The sequence below is a fragment of the Ruegeria sp. N4 genome, assembly GCF_056531425.1.
The window spans coordinates 1-19,519 of the sequence record NZ_JBQFLT010000003.1; the positions used below are offsets into that span (position 1 = coordinate 1).

Genomic DNA, 19,519 nt, shown 5'->3' on the forward strand with positions numbered 1-19,519 from the left:
AAGGGCAGCGCAATGTCTGCCTGATCCCGACCTCGGCCCATGGCACCAACCCGGCCTCGGCCCAGATGGTGGGCTGGCAGGTTGTGCCGGTGCAGGCGGATGAGAACGGCAATATCGATGTGGCCGATTTCCGTGAAAAGGCGGAAAAGCATTCCGATCATCTGGCCGCCTGCATGATCACCTATCCGTCCACCCATGGCGTCTTTGAGACCACCGTGCAGGAGGTCTGCCAGATCACCCATGACCATGGCGGTCAGGTCTATATCGACGGGGCCAACATGAATGCCATGGTCGGTCTGTCGCGTCCGGGAGACATTGGCGGCGATGTCAGCCACCTGAACCTGCACAAGACCTTCTGCATCCCCCATGGCGGCGGCGGCCCCGGCATGGGTCCGATCGGCGTCAAGGCGCATTTGACCGAACACCTGCCCGGCCACCCGGAATACGGCACCGCCGTGGGCCCGGTCTCGGCGGCCCCCTTTGGCTCGCCGTCCATTCTGCCGGTCTCGTGGGCCTATGTGCTGTTGATGGGCGGTGCCGGTCTGACGCAGGCGACCAAAGTGGCGATCCTGAACGCCAACTATATCGCCGCACGGCTTAGCGAGGCCTATCCGATCCTCTACACCTCGGAAACAGGCCGGGTGGCGCATGAATGCATCCTGGACACCCGTCCCCTGGACGAGGCGGCGCATGTCAGCGTCGACGACATCGCCAAGCGTCTGGTCGATTCAGGCTTCCACGCCCCCACCATGAGCTGGCCGGTGGCCGGAACCCTGATGGTGGAACCCACGGAATCGGAACCCATGGCCGAGCTCGACCGCTTCTGCGACGCTATGCTCTCGATCCGAGCGGAAGCGCAGGACATCATCGACGGCAAGATCGACGCGGACAACAACCCGCTGAAAAACGCCCCCCACACGGTGCGCGATCTGGTCGGAGACTGGGACCGGCCCTATAGCCGCGAACAGGCCTGCTTCCCCCCGGGCTCCATGGGCGTCGACAAATACTGGTCCCCCGTCAACCGCGTCGACAACGCATACGGTGACAGAAACCTCGTCTGCACATGCCCCCCAATGGACGCATACAAAGACGCAGCTGAATAACAACACAAACACAACCCCCCGCCACAAAAAGGCGGGGGGGTCCACGAACCGCCCCGAGCATTTAGAAATAGCACGTTCCACTGGCAGAAAGGCATCGCAATGAAACATTACGTCCCTAACGATGCGTGCCTGGAACTGGCTGGATCAGTGTCGCCGCAGCCCCAAAAGCAGCGCGACGTTGACGTGTTTGTGGCAACCGATATTGCAGTCGCATCTACCGGAATGATTGCGGAATTCTTCCAGGCCCTCAACGCGTTTTCCGAAGACTATTCCTATCAGGTAAACATCCGCCAGATTGCACAGGAAAAACCGGGGAACCCGATCTTCTGGCACGGGCGGACCGCTATCTTCTGGGGGGATCTGGAAAATCACTGGACCTTGTCCCCCATGGAAAGAGCATGGACCGCGCAGGTGATCAGCCTGGCCCCCCGCACCATCCTTGTTGGAAGCGCCGTGTTGTTGCTGGCCGAAATCGGGCGTACGCACAAGAAATCCGTGGCGGTGCACCCGAACTTTGCCGCCGCCGCGCAGGAAAGTGGGTTGTGTATCTGTGGCCGCGACAGGCACCTGACTGCCGAGGGGCGCACGCATAGCGCCTCGACCCGGCTTGGTGCGTTGCGGTTGCTGGCTGATCTGGCGTCGCTGGATCACGGGGCCTATATCGCGGACACGCTGCGCGCGTATATTGGCCTGACCGAGCCGGAAGCGCAGCACAAAAGCACCTTGGCCACACGGTTGATCCAACGATCCGGCGCGGATCCGATGGTTTTGCACGCCGTTGATGCCATGCTGGCGCATATCGAGGACCCGCTGAAAATCCCCGATATTTCGCGCATTCTGGGAACCTCGACCCGACAGTTGCAGCGGCGGTTTCTGGAAAAAACCGGAACCAAACTGTTGTCGACCTACAAGGCCCTGCGGTTGGAACGGGCGCATGAATTGCTGCGCCACACCGATCTGTCACAGCGCGAGATTTCGGCGGCGACCGGGTTTTCGTCGGTCACAACGCTGACCCGGTCGTTTCGCGACCGCTATCGCCTGACCCCGGACGCGATCCGCAACCAGCGCTTTAGTGGCTGCCTCTAGCTGGGACATCCGAACCTGCCAGCAGATCGGCGGCGGCGCGGGCGATGACCAGTTCCTCATTCGTGGGGATCACCATTGTCACCACGCGGGACAGGTTGGTCGAGATGATCCGGTTGTTGTCTGCATTTGCGTCGGGATCAAGCTCGATCCCCAGCCAGCCCATCCCGGTACAGACCCGGTCGCGCACAAGGCGTGAGTTTTCACCGATGCCACCGGTGAAGACCAGCGCATCGATACCGCCCAGAACCGCCGCCATCGCACCAAGTTCGCGCCGCAGACGGAAGGTGAAATAGCTGATCGCCTGTCGGCTTTCATGAGTGTCGGCCTTTTCCAGCGTGCGCATATCATTGGACAGACCCGACAGGCCCAGCAGGCCGGATTTTCGGAACAGCAGATCCGAGATTTCTGTGGCGCTCAGCCCCTCTTGCTCCATCAGGTACAGCACGACACCGGGATCAAGCTGACCGCAGCGGGTGCCCATCGGCAGCCCGTCCAAGGCCGAGAACCCCATGGTCGATCCGACTGAGCGCCCGCCGATCATCGCGCACATTGATGCCCCGTTGCCCAGATGCGCGACAACGACCCGGCCTTCATGCAGCAATGGCGCGGTATCCGCCATATGGCCCGAGATGTAGTCATAGCTGAGGCCGTGAAACCCGTAGCGACGTACACCTTTGTCATAATACTCGCGCGGCAGGGCGAAGACGTCATTCTCCCACGGGTGGTTGCGGTGAAAGGCGGTGTCGAAACAGGCGATCTGCGCCGCGTCGGGAAACCGTTCCATCGCCGCCCGCACCCCGGCCAGGTTATGCGGCTGGTGCAGCGGCGCGAAGGGCGAGAGTTTGTCCAGCGCCGCGATCGAGTCTGCGGTCAATGGCAAGGGCGTGTCGATATCCGGGCCACCATGGACGACACGGTGCCCGACCGCCGACACCTGCGCGGACGGATAGGTTCGGCTGAGAAAGCCCAGAACCCAATCCAGCGCTGCTGCATGGTCCGGCGTCTCGCCCGGGCTGCCATTGGCCAGCGCCCTGCCGCTGGCCGATTTTGCCGTGACCGAGACGCTCGCCTCGCCGATGCGCTCGACGGTGCCGGTGCATTTCTCGACCGGGTCGCCGGGGGCAAGTTCGTAGAACCCGAACTTCAGCGACGATGACCCGGCATTCAGCGTCACAACATGGGTCATGCCCGCCCCTTCCCAACTGCTGAGATGCGCGCCTGATGCAGCGCCGCCACTGCGCAAGACGCAAGCCGCGCCTTGTCGTCATCCGCACGGCTGGTCAGGATGATCGGCACTTTGGCCCCCATGACCACCCCTGCCCCTTCGGCATTGGCGATATAGGTCAGTTGCTTGGCCATCATGTTGCCCGCATCCAGATTGGGCACGACCAGAATATCGGTGCGGCCCGCAACCTCGGACACGATGCCTTTGGTGCGTGCGGCGGCAAGGCTGACCGCATTGTCCATCGCCAGCGGCCCATCGACCAAGCCGCCTTTGATCTGGCCACGCTCGGCCATCTTGGACAGAAGTGCCGCATCGACCGAAGACCGGATCGCCGGGTTCACCGTCTCAATAGCCGACAACACCCCGGCGCGGGGCTGTTCGATGCCCAGCGACAGCGCCAGATCGATGGCGTTCTGGGTGATGTCGATCTTGGTCTCAAGATCCGGTTCAATGTTGATCGCCGCATCGGTCACAAGCAAAGGCCGCGGCTGGCCGGGTACATCCATGACAAAGACATGGGTAAAGCGCCGACCGGTCCGCAGCCCCTGATCCCGGCGCAACGCTGCCTTGAGCAGCTCATCCGTGTGCAAATGCCCTTTCATCACGGCCTGCGCCCGCCCTTCGGCAACCAGATCAACGGCGGTGTGTGCCGCGCCAAGGTGATCCATCACCGGCAGAATCTCGAACGCGTCCAGCGACTGACCGATCTCACGCGCAGCGGCGTAGATTTTGTCCGGGTCACCGATCAGGATCGGTTGAATAATGGTCTCACGCGCCGCCAGCAGGGCCCCACCCAATGAGTTCGCCTCTTCCGGGGCGACAATTGCGGTTGGCATCGGGTCCAATGGGCGCACCCGTTCCAGAAGGGCGTCGAAATGGCGATGACGTTTGACCACCAGGCCGGGCAGATCAACCTCGGCAAAGGTCATCTGTTTTTCAGGCGCAATCACGACGGCCTGCCCGCGCAGGATCACGGCCCCATCCGATGCCCGCGTGACGCTGGTGTCAAACACAACCTCGCGGTTGTCGCGCTTTTCCACAACGGTGACTTTCGAGGTCAATTCGTCACCCGCATAGGCTTGCGCGACAAACTCGAAACTCTGGGATTTATACAGGGTGCCAGCGCCCGGCAGAACATTGCCCAGCACCGCCGAGACCAGCGCGCCGACAAAGATCGCGGGGGCCAGCGCCTCGGGCTCATTGTCGCCGTCACCGTCTTCATGCGCCAGATGCAGCGGGTTGTGATTGCCCGAATTGTTGGCGAAGACATAGAAATCGTCGACCGAGCAGCTGCGCGTGATTTCGCCGCTGTCCCCCACCCTGAGCTGATCGTATGGTTTGTTGTGATATTGCATGTTTTTCAGTTACCTACGACCCCAAGGCCGCCCATTTCCAAACAATCCGACCCGAGCGTCTTGCATTGTGTCAGCCAAGTCCAGCCGGAAGCAACCCGGTCGCCGGCAGCGTAGCATTGGCTGCTTAACGAATTTGCGACGTGTCTGCCCTTTGTTCACGCCCTGCGCCGCGTGTCGCCGCCCTTCTTGCGCATGGTCAGGCCGATGCGTTTGCGCGGCACATCCACTTCGACCACACGCACTTTGACAACCTGCCCGGTCTTGACCACCTCATGCGGGTCCTTGACGAAACGGTCCGCCAGTTGGCTGACATGCACCAGCCCGTCCTGATGCACACCGATATCAACAAACGCCCCGAAGGCCGCGACGTTGGTGACGGTGCCCTCCAGCATCATGCCGGGTTTCAGATCAGTGATCTCTTCCACCCCGTCCGTGAACGAGGCCGTGACGAAACTGGGGCGCGGGTCGCGGCCGGGTTTTTCCAATTCGGCAAAAATATCGCGCACGGTGGGCAGGCCGAACCTGTCATCCACGAATTGTTCCGCCCGCAGGCGTTTCAGGGCACCCTCATGCCCCATGATCTGCCGGATGTCCCGGCCACAGGCGGCGACCACACGGCGCGCGACGTCATACGCCTCGGGGTGAACCGAGGAGGCGTCCAGCGGCTCAGCCCCGTCCCGGATCCGCAGGAACCCGGCGCATTGTTCAAAGGCGCGGGGGCCAAGGCGGGCGACGTCCAGCAGATCCTTGCGCGACCGAAATGGTCCATTGATGTCCCGGTGGCTGACGATGGCCTCGGCCTGCGCCGGACCCAGACCCGACACATGCGACAGCAGCGGGGCCGAGGCGGTGTTCAGATCAACCCCAACCGCGTTCACCACATCCTCGATCACGGTTGCAAGCGACTGCGACAGGCGGTGCTGATCCACGTCGTGCTGATACTGCCCGACGCCGATGGATTTCGGTTCGATCTTCACAAGTTCGGCCAGCGGGTCCTGCAACCGGCGGGCAATCGACACAGCCCCACGCAGCGAGACGTCCAGATCGGGAAATTCGCGCGCCGCCAGTTCCGAGGCGGAATAGACCGAAGCCCCGGCCTCGGACACCACAACCTTGGTGGGTGCTTTCACGCTCTTGGGCAACAGGCTGATCGCGTCGGCCACCATCCGTTCGGTTTCGCGGCTGGCGGTGCCATTGCCGATGGCAATCAGTTCGATCTGATGGGCCGAGATCAGGTTCACGATCGCCGCTTGCGCCCCGCGCAAATCGTTCTTGGGCTGAAACGGATAGAGCGTGTCCGTTGCCACAACCTTACCCGTTGCATCTACCACAGCCGCCTTAACCCCGGTTCGAATGCCGGGGTCCAGACCCAATGTAGGCCGCGCACCGGCTGGCGCTGCAAACAGCACATCCTTGAGGTTGCGGGAAAAGACCTGAATGGCCTCGTCCTGCGCCCGACTGCGCAGGTCGGCCATCAGTTCGACCATCATGCTGAGCGACAGCTTGACCCGCCAGGTCCAGCCCGCCACCTTGCGCAGCCACTTGTCGCCCGGCCCGTCGCCGCGCGTCTGCAAATGGGCGGCCACAATCGTCTCGGCCCGCCCTGCCCCAAATTCCGGTTCCGGCGCGATATCCAGCGTCACGATCCCCTCTTTCGAGGCGCGCAGCATCGCCAGCGCCCGGTGCGAGGGGACGTCTGCCCACAACTCGGAATGGTCGAAATAGTCGCTGAACTTGGCGCCTTCGTTTTCCTTGCCCTCAATGACCTTGGCACTCAGATACGCCTCGCGCTGCATGAAACTGCGTAACTCGCCCAAAAGGGCGGCGTTTTCGGTCAAACGCTCGGTCAGAATATCCCGCGCCCCGTTTAGCGCGTCGCGTTGCGTAGGCACGGCGTCAGTAATATACCCGTTTGCCAGCGCCTCGGGATCAGCGAACCGATCCGCAAGGATGGCATCAGCCAGAGGCTCCAACCCGTTTTCGCGGGCGATCATCGCCTTGGTGCGGCGTTTGGGTTTATAGGGCAGATAGATGTCTTCAAGCTGTGCCTTGGTGTCGGCCTGTGCGATGGATTTGGCCAGATCGTCGCTCAGCTTGCCCTGATCCTTGATCGATTTCAGAATCGTGTCACGCCGCGCCTCAAGTTCGCGCAGATAGGTCAGGCGGTCGGACAAGGTGCGCAACTGGCTGTCATCCAGCCCGCCTGTCGCCTCTTTCCGATACCGCGCCACAAACGGCACCGTCGCCCCGTCATCCAGCAGTTTGACGGCTGCATTCACCTGTTCGGGGCGGGCTTGAATCTCGGTGGCGATGGTGCGGGCGATACGGTCCAATGGGGCCTCCTGAAATCAAGTTGGACGCACTTCTTAGACAGCCCGTCCCACAAGGGAAAGAGGCCCCGAAACTTTTATCAGGAGCCCGCCTTCTGTGCTGCCTCGCGCATTTGGCTGAGGGTCTGGCGCGGGGTCAGCGCCTCAGCTGAGATGTTCAGATCCAAAACCGCCCCGCTGTCCGACGCCAGCGCCCGTTCGAACGCGGCCTCAAACTCCTCGGTCCGCTCGACCCGCTCAGCATGGTAGCCGTAGGACCGCGCGAGTGCCGCGAAATCCGGGTTCTCCAACGTCGTGCCCGAGACGCGGGCGGGATAGGCTTTTTCCTGATGCATCCGAATGGTGCCGTATGTGCCGTTGTTGAGGATCAAAACGATAGGCTGGGCCCCGGCCTGCATGGCGGTTCCAAGCTCTTGACAGTTCATCTGAAAATCACCATCCCCGGCAAAACAGACAACAGTCCGGTCGGGATGCGCGACCTTGGCGGCAACGGCAGCCGGAAGCCCATAGCCCATCGCCCCGGATTGCGGAGCCAGCAGCCGCTGGTTCGGGCCGTACTTGAAGAACTTGTTCGGCCAGACGGTAAAGTTGCCTGCGCCATTGGTCAGGATCGCATCCTCGGGCAAACGGTCGCGCAGATAAGCCGAGACCTTGCCCATATCCACGGGGCTGGGCAGGTCGGGCAGATCGAAAAACGCCTCATAATCCGCGCGGGCTCTGGCCCGCCAGTCCGCCCAGCTGCCTTGCACATCCTGTTGCGACATGGCCTGAGCAAAGGCATTCGGGCCGGATTGGACACCTAGGTCAGCAATGTAGACCTTTCCGATCTCGCGGTCCGAGGCGTGCACATGGATCAGCGTCTGATCCGGTTTGGGCACGTTTAGCAAGGTGTAGCCATCGGTTGTCATCTCTCCGAACCGCACGCCAATGGCCAGAATCACATCGGCACCCTGGATCTGTGCTCGGGTCGCCGGTGTCATGCCGGTCCCGGCGTCACCCACATAGCTGGGCGAGTGGTTGTCCAGGATGTCCTGAAACCGGAAGGCGGCGATCACCGGAATATCGGCGGCTTCGGCAAATCGCTGCAAAGCCGCGCTGCCCTCGGCCCGCCAGCCACCACCACCAATCAGGATCAGCGGGCTTTTTGCGGTCGAGAGTTTGGACACAACCGCCGCAATCGCGTCGGGCGTTGGGCCGGGTTCGTGAACCGGCGCAGGGCCCGTCAACGCGGGGACGTCTGTTACATCGGTCAGCATATCCTCGGGCAAGGCGACAACCACTGGGCCGGGGCGGCCTGATATTGCGGTGGTCCAGGCGCGGGCGATGATCTCGGGGATGCGGTCCACCGCCTCAATCTCGGTTACCCATTTGGCGACAGTGCCGAAATAGGCGCGATAGTCGATCTCCTGAAACGCCTCGCGCCCTTTCATATCCGTACCGACCTGCCCCACGAACAGGATCATCGGGGCGCTATCCTGCATCGCCGTGTGCACCCCGATCGAGGCATTGGTCGCGCCCGGTCCGCGGGTCACAAAGCAGATACCGGGCTGACCGGTCAGCTTGCCGTAAGCCGAAGCCATAAACGCAGCACCACCTTCATTCCGGCATAAGGTGAAATCCAGCGCGCCGTTTGTATCCCGCCTTGTGCTGCTTGTGTCATGCAGCGCATCCAGAACTGCCAGATAGCTTTCACCGGGAACGCCAAAACTGTGCCGCGCCCCAAGCGCCTGCAGGCATTCCACCAGTACCACACCGCCATTTCTTTGCGTCATCTCGGATCTGTCCCTCGAACCTGTCTGCGGCATTGCGCAGTCTCTGACGGGCAACTTGACCTAAGGACGCGGCATACGCAAACGGGGAAATTCCTGATTTTGCGGTTTTGATATTTGGGGTCGCATTGCGCGCGAGGGTTTCATCCTAAGGATCAAAAGGACTTAGAGCTATTTGGTTATTAATAATCATTATTTCGGATTTTTGCGCGCTACATTGGGCGGGTGTGTTGGACAGGCAAACCGGATGCAGGCGATTTACTCAAAGGCCTCTGGCTCCAGGTCCTGCCAAAAGGCAAAGATTGCCGCCGCGTTCAGACCAGAACGCCACCCATGTGCGCGGAAATGCTCTCGGTCCAGGTCATTGTCCAGGCCGGCCAGAAACAAACGCTTGTCGGCATCTCTCTGCGTGGGGTTTCGCCGCGAAACCAGCTCCTCGACGATCGAGAGTTTTCGCGCCCTTTCGGATCGCTCAGCCACCCGCGCGGCATAGGCGCGATCTTCCTCAGCCCGTTCTTCCTGACGCTGTTCCGCCGCGGCCAGAGCCTCAGGGCTTGGCTCTGGTTTCGGGTCCGGATCGGGTGGCTGGTAATCATCGCGCAGCGCAGCCGATAGGTAGCCCAGCGTTGATTTCACGCCCCCCTGCCCGCTTACATAGTCCAGCTTTTGCCGCACATAGTCTTCCCCATGTTCTGCAATCCATTGCCGCGCCAACCTGTCCGAGACCCCCTGATCGCGCAGTGTCTTGTAGATCGGCAGGTTGCGAACGCCGTCGCTGTCATCAATCTCGAACATCGCTTTCTGTGGATTGCCCTTGATACGGAATCGGATGTCCGTGACGGTGCGACCCTTCTTCTTGAATTCCGGTTCAATCAGAATGTCCGAGCTTTTGTTCACCTCGGCCACCGCCGGTTTGATGATCTTGGCGTTCAGATGCTTGAAGCTGCTGTAATAGTCGCTGCCATCCACGCCCATCAACTTGCGGAACACGTCCAGCGCCCACCACCCTGTCGAGCCCGTTCTGACGAAGCGATAGCAATTCTCATACAATGCCAGGCCATGGCCTGAGCTGAAATTCCTCTGAATCTGCACATTGATGAGGGCATAGATCTTGGGGTCATAAAGCTTCTGCGCCAACGCCGGGGAATAGGCATATTCGCACACCCCGTTCTTCAGCTTGGCAAAACTCAGCAAGGACGAGACGCCCCATTCCTGACGGCCCTGTTCATCCAGCATATCCCACTCGGCTACGGTTTCAGCCAAAGCGCGCAGGCTGGCGCGCAGTGTATCGAAGTCGTTGGAATTGTAGCCGACCATCATGGCCAGGGTTCTGGCATCGATCGTATGGGTGGGGGCTGAGGTCAGCGCATCATAGGCATTCAGCAACAACACGTTGGACAGCTTACGCTGCAACAGCGTTAGCTTGCCGCTGATATGAATCGCGGCGACATTCTTTTTAACCGTCTCGCGGCGCAGCGCACCAGAGAGGGTATCCATGTCCAATAATGTATCCGGCATGATTCTGCCTGACTGCTCGTTTTGATATTTGTGCCATGAAAGGTACCCAATGATCAATCTTCTTTGGGTGCCCAAATACAGGATGAAAGGAATCCCGTAGACAGGTACCTAATGACTCTGCACCGAGAGTTATCCCCAGGGCAGGGACTCGGCGAAGACTGGATGCCGCTCAAAACGACTCGTCAACCTGTTCCGAGGGGCAGGATTAGGCTCTGATTTCGCCTGTTTTTTCGAATACCGCGAATCGGGCCCCCTCTTCCCGGATTCTGGCGCTTTTCGTCCTGCAAACAGGAACCTATTGTCCTGAAAACGGGTTCCTTTCGTACCGTATTGAGGTCCGGTAGTACATTCATCTCATTGTTATTATTAGTAGTTTTGGGCCCAAAGAATCTAAAACTTCTAAATAGAATAAACTCTTTGTTGCGCCTTTTTCTGTTTTAAGAATTGGTTTCGCGACGAAACTCGGTCAATTGATGTATTTCTGTGGAAAAAAACGCAATCAAGGATAGCCGCCAGACAAAATGTTCGCTACATTTTGGAATATACGCTGGTAAGGCGAACATTATCCGAGGCATCGACAGTGAACAAATCCAACCAACCTCCCGTGCCGCCCTATTTGAATCTTGATCCAGAGGTCGCGGCAACCAAGTTGCCTGATCCTATCGGGACATCTCGATTCGCAAAAGCGGCCACATTCTGCGCCAAGGGACGAGAAGACCTTGCCCGCCGTGGCTATGCCCCTGACGGAGAGAAACGGCTGCGGCGGTTTTCCATTTGGGAAATCACCAAGTATCTTATTCCAGTCGCCCCCGCCCATCTGAGACGGGTTCTGAAGGCCAATCCCGACCTGCCCCAGGGTGAGGGTGAGGCCGGATCCAAATGGTTCACTTTGGAAGAGGTTCTGACCCTGCGCCAGCATTTCGCTGCTGAAGGCGTCAGCACAAAGGAATATCTGCCGTATCGTCCGGAGGGCCTTCCGGCAAAGGTTGTCGCCGTCGCCAACTTCAAGGGTGGTGTTGGAAAGACCTCGACCGCCGCTCATCTGGCAATGTCCGCCGCGCTGGACGGCTACAAGGTTCTCGTGATTGATTTGGACAGCCAGGGGTCCATGACCTCGATCCTTGGTGGTCGCGTCGCGGATGAGTGGCAAACGGTTTTTCCATTGATCGCCAAAGACTATGCGCGCGCCGTGCAAGAGGAAAACAGGGTTCGCAGCGCGGCGGGTCAACCCGAAATCCCCTTGGACGAAACGCTACAAGAGGCCCTGACCACCCTGCCCCGCGATGTCATTCAACAGACGCACTGGCCCAATATCGATCTGATCGGCGCGCAGCTGAACCTGTATTGGGCCGAGTTCCAGATTCCCGTCTGGCGCATGGGCCTGCGCAGCTGGCCTCTTTGGGATGGGTTGACGAACTTCCTGCAGGACGAGGGCGTTCTGAGTGATTACGACATCGTATTCCTCGATACCCCTCCTGCACTTGGGTACCTAACGATCAATGCGCTGGCCGCGGCGGATATTCTGCTGGTGCCCCTTGGGGCGTCATTCCTGGAGTTTGATTCGACGGGCCGGTTCTTCGACATGCTGTATACGACTTTTGCCAGCATCGAAGATGGCGAGAATGCCGCGCAACGGGCGGCAGGTTTACCCGAACTTAAGTTCGAGTGGGATGTAGTCCGGGCAATCATCACACGCTTTGACGCCAGTCAGCAGACCGACATGGCAAATGTCATACAAGCATATTTCGGGGACTTCATGAATGCCTACCGTCAGGATTATACCGCTTTGGTCGGGCAGGCGGGAGAGCAAGTGAACGGGATTTACGAAGCGGATTACCGCGATTTCAACCGCGACACCTATGTGCGAGGCCGCGAGACCTTTGACCGGACCTATGCGGAATTCAAAGAGGTTCTGATCGGGTGCTGGTGGCGCGATGCTCAGATGGGAGGAGAGGCAGATGGCTAAACGCAGAAGACTGACCGCCCCGGACACGGCGGAATTGGAACAGCTCGAGGCTGGTTTCGTTGCGAAACCTTCGATCAGCCCGTTTGATACAAAATCCCCGGCACCGCCGATTGCACAGGTTGCGGCCGAGGCTGCGTCTTTGAACGGGATGGCTGCGGTGACGGACCGGGTTGCACTGGCGCAGGACCAAACCGATGCCGCCGCCTGGCGCGATGCAAAAGACGCTGGTCTGGTGGCGCAAAAGCTGCCCTTGGACGATATTGATGCCGACTACATCCGACGGGACCGCATGGTCGAGGATGAAGAGGCGATGGCCGAGTTGCTGGAGTCCTTGCGCGTCCACGGCCTGCGCACACCGATCGAGGTTACACCGGACGGTGAGGGGTATGGCCTTATTTCCGGGTTTAGGCGCCTGGATGCCTTTCGGCGTCTGGCCAAAACCGATCCGAGATTTGCGGCGATCCCGGCCTTTGTGCGCAACGCCGAGACAGGGCAGGGTGCCTATGTTTCAATGGTCGAAGAGAACGAACTGCGCGCCAACCTGAGCCCGTATGAGCGCGGTCGGATCGCTGTTCTGGCCGCAGGGCAGGGGGTTTTCGACTCCACCGAAGCCGCAGTGGACGTCTTGTTTGCAGCGGCGTCCAAGGCCAAACGTTCCAAGGTGCGCAGCTTTGCCAGTGTTCACGAGGCGCTGGGGGATTTGCTGCAGCATCCCATCGCCTTGACCGAGAAGGCCGGTCTGAAGCTCGCGGCCGCATTGCGGGACGGGGCACAAGCCAAACTGCGGCAGGCCCTGGCAGGTGCAGATGTTCTGGATGCCAAGGCGGAATGGTTCTTGCTGGAAAATGCGCTCAGGGACGCGCCCGAGCCGTCCAGAGACAAAACGCGTGGCGGACGACCGCAGCAGGTTGAGCGTTTGGCACCGGTCAGTCTTCCGGGTGGTGGCGAAATTCAGGCAGAGGTCTCGGCAGGCGAACTGCGCCTTCGCATTCGCGGGCGCAACCTGTCTGCAGATGATGCGGCGCGGATCGTCGAGCAGATTGCAGAGCACATGCTCTGACCTCGGTTTCGCAACGAAACCAAGGGGCAATCTAGGCGACTAGTTCCAACCTGGTTTGGGCCCTTCATTGAAGGTTTCAAGTTGTGCGCATTAATGTCAGAAAAAGAGCATTATGTGCAGCGCCTCATTGTTTGAGAATGCGTCCCTAATGCCGGCGAAAGTTCAGCTCAAACCCTGTCGCGAAGCAAAAAAATGGAAAGCGCGGGGTGTGCTGCGCTGACTATCGACGCGACCATTCAATAAGGTCGTCGATACAAGTTTGAGCAAAAACTGGGCGAGTTGCCGCCATTCGCCCAGAATTTAAGCAGTTAGACATGAGAATCGGCAGGTCCAGGTCGTAGTTCATAGAGTTCACTGCGACAGGCGGCGACAAATTTCCCGCAGCCTTGAAGCATGAGCCGTTCCCATCACCCAGACCATCCCGATATCGCCCCCCAATATGGCCAATCCGCCCCGCGCCGTGGGCAGGGTCTTTTTGTCCAGCAAGGCACTGGGCCGCAAAACAGTCATCGACGGGTTCCAGCAGTCGGGCTCGTACAAGTGCATGTTCCCGCGTGCGCAGGATCTGGGTCTGGAGGCCGTTTTGCTCAACACGGCCGGTGGGATCACCGGAGGCGATCAGTTCCGCTTTACCGGGCAGATAGCCCCTGACACGACAGTGACTTTGACAACCCAAGCGTGTGAGCGGGTTTACAAGGCGCAGCCCGGACAAGTTGGTACAGTCAGAAACACGATCAAGGTGGGCGGGGGGGCGCGCCTGAACTGGCTGCCGCAAGAGACGATCCTCTATGACAACAGCGCTCTGAATCGGCGTCTGATCGTCGATCTCGATCCCGGCGCGCAGGCGCTGGTGGTCGAGCCGCTGATCTTCGGGCGGCAGGCCATGGGCGAAACCCTCGGCGATATACGCTTGTGGGACCACATCGAACTCCGCCTCGGCAATCAGCCACTGTTTCTGGACGCAATCCGGTTTGAAGGTGATCTGAATGCGCATCTTGGCAGGCCCGACATTGGGGGCGGGGCAGGGGCTATGGCGTTGGTCATTCTGGCCTCGACCTCGGCAGGCGGACTTCTGCAAGCAGTGCGGGAAATACTGCCGGACACCGGAGGTGCCAGCCTTATCCGCGAAGACCTGATGGTGATTCGGATACTGGCACCCAGCGGGTTCGCGTTGCGCCGCATTTTGCTGCCGGTCCTGCGACGGCTGAATTCCGAAACTCTCCCACGATGCTGGATGCTGTGACATGAATCTGACCCCGCGTGAAAAAGACAAACTGTTGATCGCCATGGCCGCCGAGGTCGCCCGCAAGCGTTTGGTGCGGGGCGTCAAGCTGAACCACCCCGAGGCGATTGCTCTGATCACCGATGCGGTGGTCGAGGGCGCGCGGGATGGGCGCTCGGTCGCTGACATGATGCAGGCCGGGGCCGAAGTCATCACACGCGATCAATGCATGGAGGGCGTGCCCGAGATGATCCACGACGTTCAGGTCGAGGCCACGTTTCCGGACGGAACCAAGCTTGTAACCGTCCACAACCCTATTCGCTAACCCATACAGGAGGTCCAAATGAACCGCATGCTGTTTCCCGCCCTTGTCCTGTCCGGCCCGGCGCTGGCCCACTCGGACACCCATATTCACGCTCATGGCAGCGATTACGTCGCGCTGGGTGTTGGGCTGGCCCTGATCGCGCTGGTCGCCATCACTCTGATATCCAAACTGCCCAAATGATCCCGGGCGAGGTCATTCCGGCGAAGGGGTCGCTGACGCTCAATGCCGGGCGCAGCAGTCGTTTGATTGCGGTTGCAAATACCGGTGATCGCCCGGTTCAGGTCGGCAGCCATTATCACTTTGCCGAGGCGAACTCGGCGCTTGATTTTGATCGCTATGCCGCATTGGGGATGCGGCTTGATATTCCGGCCGGGACAGCCGTGCGGTTCGAGCCGGGGCAAACGCGCGAGGTCATGCTGGTTCCGTACGAGGGGCGTCGGCACATTTACGGTTTCAACATGCATATCATGGGGGCTTTGAGAGATGCCGGGCAAGATCAGCCGCAGTGATTATGCCGCCATGTTCGGGCCAACGGTGGGCGACAGGGTGCGTCTGGCCGATACCGATCTGATTATCGAGGTTGAAAAGGACCTGATCGTGGATCGCGCGACAGCGGCCCGGTTCACCGAAACCGGGCATCGCGACGCGGTCTATGGCGAAGAGGTCAAGTTTGGTGGCGGCAAGGTCATCCGCGACGGGATGGGGCAGTCTCAGGTCACGCGCGCCGAGGGGGCCGTGGATACAGTCATCACCAATGCGCTGATCGTCGATCACTCGGGCATATACAAGGCGGATGTGGGCCTGAAAGACGGGCGTATTACGAAGATCGGCAAGGCCGGAAACCCGGACACGCAGCCCGGTGTCGACATCGTCATCGGACCGGGGACCGAGGTTATAGCGGGCGAGGGGCGCATTCTGACCGCCGGTGGATTCGACAGCCATATCCACTTCATTTGCCCGCAACAGATTGAAGACGCGCTGCATTCCGGTCTGACGACCATGTTAGGCGGCGGCACCGGCCCGGCTCATGGCACTTTGGCCACCACATGCACGCCCGGCCCCTGGCATATCGGGCGGATGTTGCAGACGGCGGACGCCTTTCCGATGAACCTGGCCTTTGCGGGCAAGGGCAACGCCTCGCTGCCCGCCGCGCTTGAGGAACAAGTCAAGGGCGGGGCCTGCGCGTTGAAACTGCACGAAGATTGGGGGACGACGCCCGCCGCCATCGACTGTTGCCTGTCTGTGGCGGATGCGATGGACGTGCAGGTGATGATCCACACCGATACGCTGAACGAATCCGGTTTCGTGGAAAACACGGTGGCTGCGATGAAAGGCCGGACGATCCACGCCTTCCACACCGAAGGCGCGGGTGGCGGCCACGCGCCGGACATCATCAAGATCTGCGGCGAGAATCACGTTCTACCCTCATCCACCAACCCGACGCGACCCTTCACGGTGAACACGGTCGAAGAGCATCTGGATATGTTGATGGTCTGCCACCACCTCGACAAATCCATCCCCGAGGATGTGGCCTTTGCCGAAAGCCGCATCCGTCGCGAGACCATCGCGGCCGAGGATATCCTGCACGACATGGGCGCGTTCAGCATCATTGCGTCCGACAGTCAGGCCATGGGCCGGGTGGGGGAGGTGCTGATCCGCACCTGGCAAACCGCCGACAAGATGAAGAAGCAACGCGGACGCCTGCCCGAGGAAACCGGCGAGAACGACAACCTGCGCGTCCGCCGCTACATTGCGAAATACACCATCAATCCGGCCATCGCACATGGCCTGAGCCATGAAATTGGCAGTATCGAAGAAGGCAAACGCGCCGATCTGGTGCTGTGGAACCCAGCGTTTTTCGGGGTAAAGCCCGAGATGGTCTTGCTGGGCGGCACCATCGCCTGTGCACAGATGGGGGACCCGAACGCCTCGATCCCGACGCCGCAGCCGGTCTATAGCCGTCCGATGTTCGGGGCCTATGGCCGCTCGGTCGAGCATTCGGCGATCACCTTTGTCTCGGCAGCGGCACAGGCCGACGGGATTGGTGACGCGCTTGGTTTGGCCAAACAAACGGTTGCCGTGCGAAACACACGAAACATCGACAAGCGGGACCTGTTGCTGAACGATGCAACCCCGCATGTCGAGGTCGATCCCGAAACCTATGAGGTCCGCGCAGATGGTGAATTGCTGACCTGCCAACCGGCCGAGGTTTTACCGATGGCGCAACGCTATTTCATGTTCTGAGATTGGAAGAGGCCCGATGACACCCGATATAAAAACCGCCCGCATCTATCACGATCACACCCATGCCCTTGCCCATGCGCAGGTTTCGCTGGACTATGACGGCAGGTTCCTGCGCCGCAAGATGCTGGCCACCGATGATGGTGAGGCGTTTCTGGTCGATCTGGCGCAGACACTGTCGCTGGATCACGGCGGCGTTCTTGTTCTGGAGGATGGGCGCGAGATCGAAGTGGTCGCTGCGCCCGAAGATCTGCTGGAAGTCAGCGGCGACAACCTGCTGCGCCTGGCCTGGCATATCGGCAACCGCCACACGCCCTGTCAGATCGAACCGGGCCGTTTGCTGATCCAGCGCGATCATGTGATCCGGGACATGCTGGACAAGCTGGGTGCCACCACGCGCGAGGTTGTGGAACCCTTCACCCCGGAAGGCGGGGCTTACGGGCACGGCAGGACCCATGGCCACGCCCATTGACGCCGATATCCTGACGCTGAACCAGTGGCTGTCACCCGCCTATCCGGTGGGCGGGTTCGCCTATTCGCACGGGCTGGAATGGGCCATCGATAGTGGGGGCGTGACGAATGCCAACAGCGCGGGCGCGTGGATTTCCGATGTGCTGAACCATGGCTCGGGCCGGAATGACGCTTTGTTTCTTGTGGCGGCTTATAATGCCAACTCGAAGAAGGAACTGACCGAGATCGACGCAACGGCACGCGCCTTCTGCGCCTCGTCCGAGCGGTTGATGGAAACGCGGCTTTTGGGTGAGGCGTTCTGTGGTGTCACTTCACAGGTTTGGGAGGTGGATCTGGCCGACCTGACCTATCCGGTTGCGGTCGGACGTGCCGCGCGTCTGCATGGTTTGCCTCTGCTCCTGACCACACAGATGTTCGTGCAATCCTTCATGTCGAACCTTGTGGCATGTGCCACGCGGCTGGTTCCGCTGGGCCAGACCGAGGCGCAGCGGCTGATCCGAGACCTGACACCGCTATGCTCCGGACTGGCGACCGAAGCGCAGGATCAAGGGCTGGAGGCGCTTAGCTCGACCGCGTTTCTGTCCGATATCGCGTCAATGAAACATGAGACCCAATATTCAAGGATGTTCCGAACATGACCCAGATGAATGGCCCTTTGCGGGTCGGAATCGGCGGCCCGGTTGGGGCTGGAAAGACAACGCTGACAGCCGCCTTGTCCGAGGCGTTGCGCGATACGCATTCGGTTGGTGTGATCACTAATGATATCTACACACAGGAAGACGCCGAGGCCCTGATGCGGATGCAAATCCTGCCGCAGGACCGGATTATCGGCGTGGAAACAGGCGGTTGCCCCCACACTGCGATCCGCGAGGATGCTTCGATCAATCTGGCAGCAGTGGCCGAGATGCAAATGCGCCACCCGGATGTTGAACTTGTGCTGATCGAAAGCGGTGGCGACAACCTGTCGGCGACCTTCAGCCCTGAACTGGCGGATGTGACGCTTTACGTGATCGACGTGGCGGCGGGTGAGGAGATCCCGCGCAAAGGTGGGCCAGCGATCACGAAATCTGACGTTCTGATCATCAACAAAACCGATCTGGCCCCGCATGTGGGCGCGTCGCTTGAGGTGATGGAACGCGACGCGACCAGAATGCGCAATGGCCGCCCGTTTGTGTTCTCATCATTGCGGCAAAGGGAAGGAATCGGTGCGATTGTCGAACTTCTTACGTCGATCGGCGGGCTCAGGGCGCCCGACGCGGCGTGATGGTCTGACCGTCGTGCTGACAGCGGGCCTGCAATAACTCTACAGCCAGATCAAAAGGCGCGACGTTGTTTTCCGCGCGGGCTGTCAAATGCGCGCCTTCCAGCAAGGCAAGGGTCGCGCGGGCCTCGGCCGGGGGGCGGTCCAAATTGCGGATGCTGTTGTCCTTCTGCGCAAGCTCAAAAATTCCCGTCAGACGGGCCACCATCATGGCGCGGAAGTCGTTGATTTTCTGGACGACCTCGTCTGACAGGCTTTCACGACTGCTGATCAGCGCGACACACAGGCAGAGCGTTTTGCCATCGTTCAACGCATCCCGGTACAATGCGATAACGGATAGCAGACGTTGCGCGGCAGTGGGGCAGGTTTCGTCGATCCGGTCGCATTCGTCTTGCAAGGTTGCGTGATAGCGCTCCATCAGGGCAACCGAGAGGGCGGCCTTGGTCGGAAAGTGATAGTGGATCGACGCCTTGCGGATACCGACTGCATTGGCCAGATCGGCATAGCTGAACCCATCGAAACCGCGCGCGCGGGCGGCGTGTTCGGCGACATCCAGAAGGGCGGTTTTGGTGTCTGGTCTCATAGTG

The 19,519-nt window shown here is 60.3% G+C and carries 18 protein-coding genes; 12 read left to right on the forward strand and 6 right to left on the reverse strand.

What is annotated here, in order from left to right; all coding sequences use genetic code 11:
- The coding region (locus tag ACR0LW_RS06530) for an aminomethyl-transferring glycine dehydrogenase (RefSeq protein ID WP_480881987.1) at positions 1-1,103 on the forward strand (1,103 nt) is incomplete at its 5' end.
- 99 nt (positions 1,104-1,202) lie between these two features.
- The gene (locus tag ACR0LW_RS06535) at positions 1,203-2,189 is read left to right on the forward strand and encodes a helix-turn-helix domain-containing protein (RefSeq protein WP_480881988.1); all 987 of its coding nucleotides are present in this window, start codon (positions 1,203-1,205) and stop codon (positions 2,187-2,189) included.
- Here the strand turns inward: ACR0LW_RS06535 and ACR0LW_RS06540 are convergent.
- The 5 genes from ACR0LW_RS06540 to ACR0LW_RS06560 form a co-directional block, all read right to left on the reverse strand.
- Positions 2,173-3,375 carry an acetate/propionate family kinase gene (locus ACR0LW_RS06540; protein ID WP_170454001.1) on the reverse strand — a complete coding sequence of 401 codons (1,203 nt, stop codon included), beginning with the start codon at positions 3,373-3,375 and terminating at the stop codon, positions 2,173-2,175. The two genes, ACR0LW_RS06535 and ACR0LW_RS06540, sit on opposite strands and share 17 nt — an antisense overlap.
- Positions 3,372-4,769: a bifunctional enoyl-CoA hydratase/phosphate acetyltransferase gene (locus tag ACR0LW_RS06545; protein ID WP_480584973.1), complete on the reverse strand. Its 1,398-nt coding sequence runs from the start codon at positions 4,767-4,769 to the stop codon at positions 3,372-3,374. The genes ACR0LW_RS06540 and ACR0LW_RS06545 overlap by 4 nt, the downstream gene beginning before the upstream one ends.
- 155 nt (positions 4,770-4,924) lie before the next feature.
- Positions 4,925-7,102: a Tex family protein gene (locus tag ACR0LW_RS06550; RefSeq protein ID WP_480881989.1), complete on the reverse strand. Its 2,178-nt coding sequence runs from the start codon at positions 7,100-7,102 to the stop codon at positions 4,925-4,927.
- A 77-nt stretch (positions 7,103-7,179) separates the two neighbouring features.
- Entirely contained in the window at positions 7,180-8,871 is a 1,692-nt protein-coding gene (locus tag ACR0LW_RS06555) for a thiamine pyrophosphate-binding protein (protein ID WP_480881990.1), read from the reverse strand.
- Between the two features lie 255 nt (positions 8,872-9,126).
- Entirely contained in the window at positions 9,127-10,386 is a 1,260-nt protein-coding gene (locus ACR0LW_RS06560; protein ID WP_170735865.1) for a replication initiation protein, read from the reverse strand.
- Positions 10,387-10,966: 580 nt separating this feature from the next.
- On the opposite strand from ACR0LW_RS06560, the gene ACR0LW_RS06565 reads away from it, so the two are divergent.
- The 10 genes from ACR0LW_RS06565 to ureG all read left to right on the forward strand — a co-directional run bounded on the left by ACR0LW_RS06565 (position 10,967) and on the right by ureG (position 18,935).
- A complete protein-coding gene (locus tag ACR0LW_RS06565; protein WP_480584964.1) occupies positions 10,967-12,352 on the forward strand; it encodes an AAA family ATPase in 1,386 nt (461 codons plus the stop codon).
- Positions 12,345-13,412, forward strand: a complete 1,068-nt coding sequence (locus tag ACR0LW_RS06570) for a ParB/RepB/Spo0J family partition protein (protein WP_480881991.1) — start codon at positions 12,345-12,347, stop codon at positions 13,410-13,412. The genes ACR0LW_RS06565 and ACR0LW_RS06570 overlap by 8 nt, the downstream gene beginning before the upstream one ends.
- A gap of 475 nt (positions 13,413-13,887) precedes the next feature.
- Entirely contained in the window at positions 13,888-14,655 is a 768-nt protein-coding gene (locus ACR0LW_RS06575; RefSeq protein ID WP_480881992.1) for an urease accessory protein UreD, read from the forward strand.
- Position 14,656: 1 nt separating this feature from the next.
- Positions 14,657-14,959: an urease subunit gamma gene (locus ACR0LW_RS06580; protein ID WP_480881993.1), complete on the forward strand. Its 303-nt coding sequence runs from the start codon at positions 14,657-14,659 to the stop codon at positions 14,957-14,959.
- Positions 14,960-14,977: 18 nt separating this feature from the next.
- Positions 14,978-15,139: a hypothetical protein gene (locus ACR0LW_RS06585; RefSeq protein WP_170524637.1), complete on the forward strand. Its 162-nt coding sequence runs from the start codon at positions 14,978-14,980 to the stop codon at positions 15,137-15,139.
- Positions 15,136-15,468, forward strand: a complete 333-nt coding sequence (locus tag ACR0LW_RS06590) for an urease subunit beta (protein WP_170735874.1) — start codon at positions 15,136-15,138, stop codon at positions 15,466-15,468. The genes ACR0LW_RS06585 and ACR0LW_RS06590 overlap by 4 nt, the downstream gene beginning before the upstream one ends.
- A complete protein-coding gene (ureC, locus tag ACR0LW_RS06595) occupies positions 15,443-17,203 on the forward strand; it encodes an urease subunit alpha (protein ID WP_480881994.1) in 1,761 nt (586 codons plus the stop codon). Before ACR0LW_RS06590 ends, ureC begins: the two co-directional genes overlap by 26 nt.
- Positions 17,204-17,219: 16 nt before the next feature.
- Positions 17,220-17,672 carry an urease accessory protein UreE gene (locus ACR0LW_RS06600; protein ID WP_480881995.1) on the forward strand — a complete coding sequence of 151 codons (453 nt, stop codon included), beginning with the start codon at positions 17,220-17,222 and terminating at the stop codon, positions 17,670-17,672.
- Complete coding sequence (locus ACR0LW_RS06605) at positions 17,656-18,309, forward strand: urease accessory protein UreF (RefSeq protein WP_480881996.1); 654 nt, start codon at positions 17,656-17,658, stop codon at positions 18,307-18,309. The genes ACR0LW_RS06600 and ACR0LW_RS06605 overlap by 17 nt, the downstream gene beginning before the upstream one ends.
- Positions 18,306-18,935, forward strand: a complete 630-nt coding sequence (ureG, locus tag ACR0LW_RS06610) for an urease accessory protein UreG (RefSeq protein ID WP_170524648.1) — start codon at positions 18,306-18,308, stop codon at positions 18,933-18,935. The genes ACR0LW_RS06605 and ureG overlap by 4 nt, the downstream gene beginning before the upstream one ends.
- Here ureG and ACR0LW_RS06615 read toward each other — a convergent pair.
- Positions 18,913-19,515 carry a TetR/AcrR family transcriptional regulator gene (locus ACR0LW_RS06615; protein WP_480881997.1) on the reverse strand — a complete coding sequence of 201 codons (603 nt, stop codon included), beginning with the start codon at positions 19,513-19,515 and terminating at the stop codon, positions 18,913-18,915. The two genes, ureG and ACR0LW_RS06615, sit on opposite strands and share 23 nt — an antisense overlap.
- Positions 19,516-19,519 lie beyond the last annotated feature (4 nt).

Excerpts from the sequence above, each read along its gene's own strand:
- ACR0LW_RS06580 (WP_480881993.1), top strand. The coding sequence starts at position 14,657 with ATGAATCTGACCCCGCGTGAAAAAGACAAACTGTTGATCGCCATGGCC.
- ACR0LW_RS06535 (WP_480881988.1), top strand. The coding sequence starts at position 1,203 with ATGAAACATTACGTCCCTAACGATGCGTGCCTGGAACTGGCTGGATCA.
- ACR0LW_RS06560 (WP_170735865.1), bottom strand. The coding sequence starts at position 10,386 with ATGCCGGATACATTATTGGACATGGATACCCTCTCTGGTGCGCTGCGC.
- ACR0LW_RS06545 (WP_480584973.1), bottom strand. The coding sequence starts at position 4,769 with ATGCAATATCACAACAAACCATACGATCAGCTCAGGGTGGGGGACAGC.
- ACR0LW_RS06540 (WP_170454001.1), bottom strand. The coding sequence starts at position 3,375 with ATGACCCATGTTGTGACGCTGAATGCCGGGTCATCGTCGCTGAAGTTC.
- ACR0LW_RS06555 (WP_480881990.1), bottom strand. The coding sequence starts at position 8,871 with ATGACGCAAAGAAATGGCGGTGTGGTACTGGTGGAATGCCTGCAGGCG.
- ACR0LW_RS06600 (WP_480881995.1), top strand. The coding sequence starts at position 17,220 with ATGACACCCGATATAAAAACCGCCCGCATCTATCACGATCACACCCAT.
- ACR0LW_RS06615 (WP_480881997.1), bottom strand. The coding sequence starts at position 19,515 with ATGAGACCAGACACCAAAACCGCCCTTCTGGATGTCGCCGAACACGCC.
- ureG (WP_170524648.1), top strand. The coding sequence starts at position 18,306 with ATGACCCAGATGAATGGCCCTTTGCGGGTCGGAATCGGCGGCCCGGTT.
- ACR0LW_RS06570 (WP_480881991.1), top strand. The coding sequence starts at position 12,345 with ATGGCTAAACGCAGAAGACTGACCGCCCCGGACACGGCGGAATTGGAA.
- ACR0LW_RS06590 (WP_170735874.1), top strand. The coding sequence starts at position 15,136 with ATGATCCCGGGCGAGGTCATTCCGGCGAAGGGGTCGCTGACGCTCAAT.
- ACR0LW_RS06605 (WP_480881996.1), top strand. The coding sequence starts at position 17,656 with ATGGCCACGCCCATTGACGCCGATATCCTGACGCTGAACCAGTGGCTG.
- ureC (WP_480881994.1), top strand. The coding sequence starts at position 15,443 with ATGCCGGGCAAGATCAGCCGCAGTGATTATGCCGCCATGTTCGGGCCA.
- ACR0LW_RS06585 (WP_170524637.1), top strand. The coding sequence starts at position 14,978 with ATGAACCGCATGCTGTTTCCCGCCCTTGTCCTGTCCGGCCCGGCGCTG.